Annotated in this window: 4 protein-coding genes and 1 pseudogene; 4 read left to right on the forward strand and 1 reads right to left on the reverse strand. The window is 68.3% G+C overall.

All coding sequences use genetic code 11. The annotated features are described in order from the left end of the window. The 3 genes from ACN6PJ_RS30960 to ACN6PJ_RS30970 form a co-directional block, all read left to right on the forward strand. The coding region (locus ACN6PJ_RS30960; RefSeq protein ID WP_427999463.1) for an MFS transporter at positions 1 to 1,671 on the forward strand (1,671 nt) is incomplete at its 5' end. Between the two features lie 98 nt (positions 1,672 to 1,769). Then, positions 1,770 to 3,641, forward strand: a complete 1,872-nt coding sequence (locus tag ACN6PJ_RS30965; protein ID WP_427999464.1) for an amidohydrolase — start codon at positions 1,770 to 1,772, stop codon at positions 3,639 to 3,641. Between the two features lie 10 nt (positions 3,642 to 3,651). After that, the gene (locus tag ACN6PJ_RS30970) at positions 3,652 to 4,086 is read left to right on the forward strand and encodes a DoxX family protein (protein ID WP_427999465.1); all 435 of its coding nucleotides are present in this window, start codon (positions 3,652 to 3,654) and stop codon (positions 4,084 to 4,086) included. Between the two features lie 108 nt (positions 4,087 to 4,194). Here ACN6PJ_RS30970 and ACN6PJ_RS30975 read toward each other — a convergent pair. Next, positions 4,195 to 5,001, reverse strand: a pseudogene (locus ACN6PJ_RS30975) (LysR family transcriptional regulator); the annotation flags it as partial. A gap of 168 nt (positions 5,002 to 5,169) precedes the next feature. Here ACN6PJ_RS30975 and ACN6PJ_RS30980 point away from each other — a divergent pair. Beyond that, a complete protein-coding gene (locus ACN6PJ_RS30980; protein WP_427999466.1) occupies positions 5,170 to 6,066 on the forward strand; it encodes a helix-turn-helix domain-containing protein in 897 nt (298 codons plus the stop codon). The last annotated feature ends 31 nt before the right edge of the window (positions 6,067 to 6,097 follow it).

Raw genomic sequence — 6,097 nt, forward strand, 5'->3', positions numbered from 1 at the left:
CGCGCGGCGCGGCCCGGCGCCGCGCGCGCCGCGGCGTGCCAAAGCGAGCAAAACATGAACCAGGCAGCCACCGCCCGTCCGCGGGACGAAAAAGGTCCATCGCCATTCGCGTCCCGCAATTTCACGGTTCTCTGGGTAGCGACCGTGCTCTCCAACATCGGCACCTGGATGCACGACGTGGGCGCCGGCTGGCTGATGACGTCCATGTCTCCGTCCCCGATGATGGTCGCCATGGTGCAGACGGCCACGTCCCTGCCCGTGTTCCTGCTGTCCCTGCCCGCGGGCGCCCTGGCGGACATCGTGGACAGGCGCCGCCTGCTGCTGATGGTGCAGGTGGGCCTGTGCGCGGTGGCGGCGGCGCTTGCCTGGCTGGTGTGGGCCGGCCTGGCCACGCCCGTCGCGCTGTTGTTGTTCACGCTGGCGATGGGAACCGGCACCGCCTTGATCGCGCCCGCCTGGCAGGCCATCGTGCCCAGCCTGGTGCCGCGCGAATCGCTGCAGCAGGCGATCGCGATCAACAGCGTGGGGGTGAATATCAGCCGGGCCATCGGCCCCGCGCTGGCCGGCTTCCTGATCACCGCGGTGGGATTGGCGCTGCCGTTCGCCGTCAATGCGCTGAGCTTCCTCATCGTGGCGGCGGCGCTGCTCTGGTGGAAGCCGCCCGCGGACCGAGGCAGCTCGCTGCCTCCGGAACAGCTGTTGGGCGCGATGGCGGCGGGGCTGCGCTATGCGCGCAATAGCGGCGCCCTGAAGGCAACCCTGGTGCGCGCGGTGGCGTTCTTCGTATTCGCAAGCGCGTTCTGGGCGTTGCTGCCATTGGTCGTGCGCACCGTGCTGCGTGGCGGGGCGGAGCTGTACGGCATCATGCTGGGCTGCGTCGGCGTGGGGGCGGTGCTGGGCGCGTTCCTGCTGCCCCGCATCCGCAAGGCCTGCGGCGCGGATCGCGTGGTCATGCTGGGCACCTGCGGCATCGCCATCACGCTTGCCGTCGTGGCGCTGGTGCCGGTGCCGGCCGCGGCCATCGCGGCAAGCCTGCTGGCGGGCGCGTCCTGGATCGCCGTGCTGTCTTCCCTGAATGTCTCCGCGCAGACAGCGCTGCCCGATTGGGTGCGCGCGCGCGGCCTGTCCATTTTCGTGACGGTGTTCTTCGGCTCGATGAGCGTTGGCAGCCTGCTGTGGGGCCAGGCGGCAAGCCTGTTCGGCATTCCCCAGGCCATGCTGGCGGCGGCGGTTTGCGCGCTGCTGGCCATTCCGCTGACCTGGCGCTGGAAACTGCAACTGGGCGCCCAGCTGGATCTCGCCCCCTCCATGCATTGGCCCGCGCCCGTCCTGAGCGGCGACGTGCGCCACGACCGCGGGCCCGTCATGATCACCGTGCAGTACCACGTCGACGCCGCGTCGCGCGACGCCTTTCTGGAAGCGATGGAAAGGGTCGGCGAGCAGCGGCGGCGCGACGGCGCCTATGCCTGGGGCATTTTCGAGGACACGGGCGAACCCGCGCATTTCATCGAATATTTCCTGGTGGCGTCCTGGGTGGAACACCTGCGCCAGCACGACCGCGTGACCGTGTCGGACCAGGACCAGCAGGTTTCCGTGCGCCGGTTCCACCAGGGCGAGCAGGCGCCCGTGGTGCGGCACTATCTGGCGCCCGAGCGGGCGGGCAAGCGATGAGCCATGCCGCCGCCATTCGACCGCAACCGCGGGACCACCGTTAAAACGCCGTCGCGCTGGGCATGACGCCCGCCGCGTCCATGGGAAGGAGCGCAACCATGAAGACCGAACCCGATCTGATCCTCCACGGAGGCAAATTCACGACGCTGGACCCATCCAGGCCCGAAGCGCAGGCCGTGGCCATCAAGGAGGGCCGCTACGCCGCGGTGGGGACGGAGGCCGAGATCATGCCGCAGGCGGGCGCCGGCACGCGCGTCATCGACCTGGGCGGCCGCCGCGCGATTCCGGGGCTGATCGACAGCCATACCCACGTGATCCGGGGCGGCTTGAACTACAACATGGAATTGCGCTGGGACGGCGTGCCCAGTCTGGCCGACGCCATGGCCATGCTGAAGCGCCAGGCGCAGGACACTCCGCCGCCGCAATGGGTCCGCGTGGTGGGCGGCTTCACGCGGCACCAGTTCGCGGAGAAGCGCCTGCCCACCCTGGATGAGATCAATGCGGCCGCGCCCGACACGCCCGTGTTCATCCTGCACCTGTATGACCGCGCGCTCCTGAACCGCGCCGCGCTGCGCGCGGTCGGCTATACCCGCGACACGCCCAATCCGCCGGGCGGCGAGATCCAGCGCGACGCCAGCGGCGAGCCGACCGGGCTGCTGATCGCGCAGCCCAACGCGACCATCCTGTACGCCACCCTGGCCAAGGGGCCGAAGCTGGATCCGGACATCCAGCTCAATTCCACGCGGCATTTCATGCGCGAACTGAATCGGCTGGGCGTGACCAGCGTGATCGATGCCGGCGGCGGCTTCCAGAACTATCCCGAGGATTACCAGATCATCGAGAAGCTGCACAAGGACGGACAACTCACGCTGCGCCTGGCCTACAACCTGTTCACGCAGAAGCCGAAGCAGGAGCTCGCGGACTTCCAGAACTGGGGCAGCCAGGTCCGGCCGGGGCAGGGCGACGATCTGTACCGCCACAACGGCGCGGGCGAAATGCTGGTCTATTCCGCCGCCGACTTCGAGGACTTCCGCCAGCCGCGACCCGAGATGCCTCCAAATATGGAGGCGGACCTGGAGCCGGTGATTCGCCAACTGGTCGCCCAGCGCTGGCCCTGGCGCCTGCACGCCACTTATGACGAGACCATCTCGCGGGCGCTGGACGTGTTCGAGAAGGTCAATGCCGATCAGCCGTTCGAAGGCCTGCACTGGTTCTTCGATCATGCGGAAACGGTCAGCCCGCGCAACATCGACCGCATCGCGGCATTGGGCGGCGGCATTGCCGTCCAGCATCGGATGATGTATCAGGCGGAGGATTTCGTGGAACGCTATGGCGCGCCGGCCGCCGAGCAGTCGCCGCCGATATCCAGGATGCTCGCGGCCGGCGTGCCGGTGGGCGCCGGCACCGATGCCACGCGGGTGGCCTCGTACAACCCCTGGGTGTCGCTCAGCTGGCTGGTCACCGGCCGCAGTCTGGGCGGCCTGCGCATGTACCCGGCCGCGCAGCGGCAAAGCCGCGAAACCGCATTGCGCCTGTGGACCGAAGCCAACACCTGGTTCTCCAACGAAGAAGGCAAGAAGGGCCGCATCGCCGTGGGCCAGCTGGCCGACCTGGTGGCGCTGGACCGCGACTACTTCACCGTGCCCGAGGATGAAATCATCGCCATCGAAAGCGACCTGACCCTGCTGGGCGGCAAGGTGGTGTGGGGGGCGGGCAGCTTTTCCAAGGATGCGCCGGCGTTGCCCCCGCCGGCGCCGGACTGGTCGCCCGTGCGCGCCTTCGGCGGCTATTTCTCGCGCAAGGCGGCGAGCCAGGACGGCTACCTGGGATCGATGGCGGCTCGTTGCGGGTGCGCCAGCGCCTGCGCCGTGCACGGGCACGAGCACCTGGCGGCGGCGCGCCGCGACATGCCGGTGTCCGACGCGGCCTCCTTCTGGGGCGCGCTGGGCTGCGCCTGCTGGGCGGTCTAGGGGCGGCTCCATGATGACGCACCCGGTCGCCGCCTGGCCTTCGTCGCCCCTGCCGGGACGCCTGGCCCGGCTCGTCCTGACCCTGCCGTTCTGGTGGAGCGGCCTGAGCAAGCTGGGGGATTTTTCGTCGGCGCTGGGGGAGGTCGCGCACTTCGGGCTGCATCCTCCGATGCTGTTCGCGGTGCTGGTGATCGCCGTCCAGCTGGGCGGCTCGATCCTGCTCATCGCCGGCGTCTGGCCCTGGCTGGCCGCGGGCGCCTTGGCCGCCTTCACGCTGGCGGCCTCCTTGATGGGCCATGCGTTCTGGAATCTGCCGGACCCACAGGCGCGGTTCCACGACATGAATGCCTTTCTTGCGAACATGGGGCTGATCGGCGGACTGGCGCTGGGCGCCCTGACCGCGCGGGCCGCCAAAAAGCGCGAAGGCCCGCGCCAAGCGCCGTGAGCGTGGACGGGACCTCTAGGCCTCCAGGCGTTCCATCATGCGCGCGTAGTGGCCTTCCAGGAATTCGACGAACGCGCAGATGTTCGTCGATTGCTGGCGGTGCTGCGGGTAGATTGCGCTGATCGGCAGCGGCTTGGGCGCCTGGCGCTCGAGCACCGCGACCAGCTCCCCGCTGCGCAGCGCTTCGCCCACGATGAAGCGGGGCAACAGCGCGATGCCCAGGCCGGCGATGGCGGCATCGCGCACGACCTCGCCATTGTTGGAAAGCAACGGCCCGCGCACCTCGAACGTCCGCTGCGCGCCGTCCACGGTGAACGGCCAGCCGGTCTTGGCCTCGCGGCCGTACAGCAGGCAATCGTGACGCTTCAGGTCCTCGGGCGACAGCAGCTGGCCGTGATTCCGCAGATAGGACGGGCTGCAGCACGCCACCATCCGCAGTTCGCCCAGGCGACGCGCGATCAGCGTGGAGTCGGGCAGGGCGCCGATACGCAGCGCCATGTCGAACGATTCGCCGACCAGGTCCACATGGCGGTCGTTGAGTATCACCTGGAGTTGCAGGGCGGGGTGCTCGGCGAGGAACTGGGCGATCAGCGGGGACAGGTGGCGCAACCCGAATGACATGGGCGTGCTGATCCGGAGCGTTCCGTGCAGTTCGGTGCGCCGCCGCGCCATGGCCTGTTCCGCGTGGGTCACGTCGTCCAGTATGCGTTGCGCGTGCGCATAGAACTCCCTGCCTGATTCGGTCACGGTGAGCTTGCGCGTGTTGCGTACCAGCAGCCGGACGCCCAGCGATGCTTCCAGGCTCGCGATGCGGCGGCTGACGAATTGTTTCGACAGCAGCAGCTTTCCCGCGGCTGCCGTGAAGCTGCCGGTGTCGACCGCGGCGGCGAAGATACGGACGTCGTCGAATTGCATGGCGCGGGCAGGAATCAATGGCCTGCCATTTTACCCAGCCCCCGTCGCGCCACGGCGCATTTTGCGTCAACCCGGAAGCGACAATGAATCGCGCGCGGCCTACTTGTCACGCCGGTTGGCTAGGGTACAGTTCCACGGCATGGGAGCGCATCAGCAATGGGGGGAATCATGCCGCTTACAGAAGAGCCGCCAGTCGTTCCGGTCACGCATCCTCCTCACTGCATCGCGGCCCTGCGCACGCCTCTGCTGGCGGCGGCAAGGTTCCGGCACGTGGGCGACCACTCGGATGCGCTCGTGCACCCCATCCCGCAGGCCAATGCGTATTCGGTGATCTTCCAGATGCAGGATTTTGCGTCGCACAAACTGTGGATGGACCGGAAGCTCGTCCACGCCGGCGGCCACTCCATCGCCACCATGGCGTTGACAGACCTGACCAGCGCCTACGCCTGCCAGCACCTGTCGGACTATGACAATGTGCGGTTGCAGATCCGCAACGAGGTGCTCGAAGAACTGGGCGGCGAGCTGTATGCGGGCAAGGTGCCTGGCCTGCGCCAGCAGCAAGGCGCCGAGGACGAGACCATGCGGCTGCTGGTCCAGGCGCTCATGCCCAGCCTGATGCGCCGCGAGCCGGGCGACGAGGCGTTCATCGAACACCTGACGTTGGCCATGGTCGCGCATCTGCTGCGCAGGTACGGCGAAACACGCATGCGAGGCGCGGACGGCAAGCCGGCAGGAAAACTGAGCGGCTCGCAGTTGGCCAAGGCGACGGAATACGTCGAAGCCCACCTGGCGCAGAACATCGCGCTGGCCGATATCGCGAAGCACTGCGGCATGTCCCGCGCGACCTTCGCCCGGGCCTTCAAGGCCGCGATGGGCATGACGCCCTTCGAATGGGTGCGCGAGCGCCGGCTGGAGCATGCGATGAACCTCCTCCGGCGATCGGACCTGAGCCTGGCCGATATCTCGGCCGAATGCGGCTTTTCCGACCAGAGCCATTTCGCCCGCATCTTCACCCGGAGTGTCGGGGTCGCTCCGCGCGCCTGGCGGTCGGAACAGCGGAAATAGCGGTGCTTTCGGCCAGTATCCATTCGGCCAG

Source organism: Achromobacter sp., from assembly GCF_050285585.1.
In the GTDB taxonomy this organism is placed as follows: Bacteria; Pseudomonadota; Gammaproteobacteria; order Burkholderiales; family Burkholderiaceae_B; genus Achromobacter.

What these genes read in the sequence shown, in the direction of transcription:
- ACN6PJ_RS30965 (WP_427999464.1), top strand. Translation starts at nt 1,770, where the DNA reads ATGAAGACCGAACCCGATCTGATCCTCCACGGAGGCAAATTCACGACG.
- ACN6PJ_RS30970 (WP_427999465.1), top strand. Translation starts at nt 3,652, where the DNA reads ATGATGACGCACCCGGTCGCCGCCTGGCCTTCGTCGCCCCTGCCGGGA.
- ACN6PJ_RS30980 (WP_427999466.1), top strand. Translation starts at nt 5,170, where the DNA reads ATGCCGCTTACAGAAGAGCCGCCAGTCGTTCCGGTCACGCATCCTCCT.